This is a genomic window from Bradyrhizobium centrolobii, from assembly GCF_001641635.1.
Lineage (GTDB): Bacteria > Pseudomonadota > Alphaproteobacteria > Rhizobiales > Xanthobacteraceae > Bradyrhizobium > Bradyrhizobium centrolobii.
The window spans coordinates 1-2,197 of sequence record NZ_LUUB01000036.1; the positions used below are offsets into that span (position 1 = coordinate 1).

The following is a 2,197-nucleotide window of genomic DNA, read 5'->3' on the forward strand; positions in this document are numbered from 1 at the left end:
CGTAGAGCCTGTGAAGCTATTGGATCTGCGGAGATTGGCCGGCAGGGAAATGGCGAGTTGAGTTGATCCGAGGGCTGTGACGAGGCGGACTGTGGGTGCCACTATGGTTTGGCGAGATGGTGGCCCTGCAGGATGTTGTTGGTGAGCGCGTACCAGAGGACGACGGCGCGGACCTTTTCGATACCGCGGACGGTCAATTGCCGCAGGTCCCAGTTGCGCCAGCGGGCATGTATGCATTCGCAGATCGTACGGGCTCGGTACTGAGCTTTGCCGTCTTCGCTGGCCATGCGAGCACGCCAGGCCAACACGCCCGGACCGTCGCCATGCCGGGGCAAATAAGGATCGACACCGCTCCTGGACTGCGTTGGTGGACAGTAGATGTCGATGCCTTCGCTATGCGCCCACTCGATATCCTCGGCGCTGCAGAAACCGCCATCGACGAGGTGGCGGCGGGGAAAGCGGCCCAGCAGTGATCGCGTTCGTTCCAGCATCGGCCGCATCAGGCCGCGATCCGATCCATTGTTGTCGACGTCGACCGTGACCACGATCAGCTCGCCCGCCGCGCTGGCCACCTGCACGTTGTAGGCTGGACGAAAGCCGGCATCCGCCATCTTCATCACCCGCGCCTGCGGGTCGGTGGTGGAGGCCCGCGCCTCCTTCGGCTTTTTGCCATTGCCGCCCTTCTCGTCGAGCTGCTTTCGCTTGCGCTTGATCTCGGCCAGCGCCGCTTGCGCCGCCTGCACCCGCTCGCTGCGTTCGCGCGCCGCGCGCTCCCTCGCGGCCCGAATGCGCCGATTGCTGGCTTCCGGATCCGCATCGACCTCGCGCTTGAGCTCCTCCACCACAGCCTGGGCCTGCGCCATCTGCCGATCCAGCGTCGCCTCCCGCCGGAACGATCCGGTCCCCGCATTGGCCCGTATCCGCACCCCGTCCTGGGTCAACTTCTCCAGATCGACCAGCCCCGCCTTGCTCAGCGCCGCCAGATGCTCGCTCAGCAGGCGGTCGAGCAGGTCGGCACAGCCGACCCGGAAGTCCGACAGCGTGTGATAGTTCATCGACACTCCGCCACATAGCCAGCGATAGACGTCATGGCTCTCGCAGAGGCGGTCCAGCGCACGCGCGCTGCCCACGCCATCGCTCGTGGCGTAAAGCCAAAGCGCCAGCAGCAGTCGTGGCGATGGCGGCGGATGACCGGGCGTATTCTCCCGCGCCTTGACCCGATCCTCAAGCTCGCTCAGGTCCAGCCCCTCAACATAGGCCCAGATCACGCGCGCCGGATGCTCTTGCCCGATCAGGCTCTCGATATCCACGGCACGCAGTTCGATCTGGTCACGCATCGGCTCGCGCAGCCGCGGCGCTCCAACCGGCTCTGCACCTGCTCGCGGCTTCGCCTGTTCCGGCAGCTCTCCAAATAGCTCTTCGTCAGCCATCATCCCCTCCGCCGAATCAAGGCACACAGAGAATCACGACGGCCTTGATCTCCGCTACATCCGCCCAGCCGAAATGAAAGATTCACAGCCTCGTAGGGTGGGTTAGCCGAAGGCGTAACCCACCTCTTTACTTTCCACGCTGAGAAAGAAGTGGTGGGTTACGCTTCGCTAACCCACCCTACGCAGCTACGCAGCCCTACCGCATCGTGATCGCAAGGCCGCTCAGATCCGCGTTCGCCATCAGGCCGACCTGCGTGCCTGAGAGCTCCAGCACCGCGCCCTTCTGGTTGGTCAGCACGATGGCCCGCGCGCCGGCACCCACCGCGAGGCCTGCACCGGCGGCGCCGTAGACGCCGGCAACATCCGAGGGGCGGTTGATGTTGGAGACGCGGCCGCGCAGCACGGTCTTGGAGCCGCCGAAGACGAGGCCGTAGTCGAGGCCGCCGGTGGAGAGCGCGTAGGCGCGGCCGCGGAAGTTCAGGACGCCCGAACCGCCGGAGCCGCCGATGATCCAGCCCGCCTTGTAGATCGTCAGCACCACGGTGCCGCTGTCGGCCTGCGCCGCGGTCGAGAGGCCGGCAAGGGCGGCGATGGCGACAAGCGCGGCGCGAAAGCTGGATGCGAACTTCATGGGTGGCTCCGGGGGCTATTTTTCAAGGCAGGAATCGAATCAGACGAGGCGAATCTATCCGATCGCTCGCGGCGGCAAAATGATGGGGGCACTTCTCCCTCTCCCCGTTCTTACGGGGAGAGGGTCGGGGTGAGGG

Annotated in this window: 2 protein-coding genes; both read right to left on the reverse strand. The window is 65.5% G+C overall.

The genetic code is table 11. From position 1 onward, the window contains the following. Window positions 1-101: 101 nt before the first annotated feature. Window positions 102-1,433, reverse strand: coding sequence for an IS1182-like element ISBrsp8 family transposase (locus tag AYJ54_RS07880; protein WP_076611642.1), 1,332 nt, complete (start codon window positions 1,431-1,433; stop codon window positions 102-104). Window positions 1,434-1,626: 193 nt separating this feature from the next. Further along, a complete protein-coding gene (locus AYJ54_RS07885; protein ID WP_063698102.1) occupies window positions 1,627-2,061 on the reverse strand; it encodes a hypothetical protein in 435 nt (144 codons plus the stop codon). Between the last annotated feature and the right edge of the window lie 136 nt (window positions 2,062-2,197).